The following is a 1,103-nucleotide window of genomic DNA, read 5'->3' on the forward strand; positions in this document are numbered from 1 at the left end:
AGCGCCGGGGTGCCGGCAATCGACTGGTAACGGTCCACCACCTTGCCGCCGGCCTCCCGCGCTGCGCTGACCAGGGGCGGCAACGCCTCGCCCAGCCAGTCGCGGGCATCCATCTCGCTGAGGTCGCCGGCCACCAGGGAGTACACGGTGTGGCCGGCCGGGTTGATCACGAACACCCCGTCAAAGCCCAGGTCGCGGTACAGCGTGGGGCCGAAATTCTGCCGGTTGAAGGCCCAGTCCAGGTCGACCTTAAGGTGCAGGTGCTGGTAGGCATCGCCCCAGAGGGCGTAGTCCTTGAGGGTGGTGCGGGCATTGCCGGCAAAGGATTGCAGGGCCTTGTCGATGTCCAGGCGGTTGTGCTGCTCGGCCTCGAGGTTCTGGTCGAGGGCGATGTATACCAGCAACACACCGGTGAAGAGAAACAGCGCCAGCAGCAGCCCCGAGCAACCCAGCAAGGTGGCGCGGGTCAGCGCCTGATTGGAGGTGCTGCGCCCTTGAGACGGATCAAGACCGAAGTTTTCCATAGTGCTCCAGGCGCCATAACGACAAACCGACCGGTGCGACCCTGCCTCACGCGGCCTTCGACGAAGCTCCCGCTTGCCTATTGACGATAGACAGTTTTTCCCCGCAGGGCCTGAAGAAAAGCCCCTGGCGGGGCCTGTGCGGGTATTCCCCCGGCGCCGATTGCCGGCGCCGGGGCATCCTGGAGCGGCGCGTCAGCCAGTGCCGCCGGGCACCACCGGCAGTTGCTCCACCCGGTGATAGAGGGCCAGGCCCAGGCGCTGGCCGATCTCGACCATGGCATCGCAGCCCGCCGACGGCCCGCCGATGCGCAGCACCGCATCGCAGCGTTCCAGCAGGCGCTCGGCGTAGGCATGAAAGCGCTGGTTGTAGATCTCGTCGCCCACCGCCCGGGAACCCGCCAGCCGGGTCATGGGCAACGCCACCCATTCCCCCAGTACCGGAAAGTGCCCCGCCGCCAGGACCTGCGCCGCGCAGTGCTCCATGGCCTCGACATTGCGCGCCAGCAGCGCCGGGTCATCGTCGGTACCAGAGCGATAAGGGCCGGCCACCAGCACCATCAGGCTGCGGGGCTTGAGCAC

At 67.5% G+C, this 1,103-nt stretch carries 1 protein-coding gene and 1 pseudogene; both read right to left on the minus strand.

What is annotated here, in order from left to right; all coding sequences use genetic code 11:
* On the minus strand, positions 1 to 524 hold a 524-nt coding region (locus F6S12_RS32055), incomplete at its 3' end, for a CHASE4 domain-containing protein (protein ID WP_315869899.1).
* A gap of 192 nt (positions 525 to 716) precedes the next feature.
* Positions 717 to 1,103, minus strand: a pseudogene (locus tag F6S12_RS32060) (ADP-ribose pyrophosphatase); the annotation flags it as partial.

Source organism: Pseudomonas sp. JV245A (assembly GCF_032424515.1).
Lineage (GTDB): Bacteria > Pseudomonadota > Gammaproteobacteria > Pseudomonadales > Pseudomonadaceae > Aquipseudomonas > Aquipseudomonas protegens.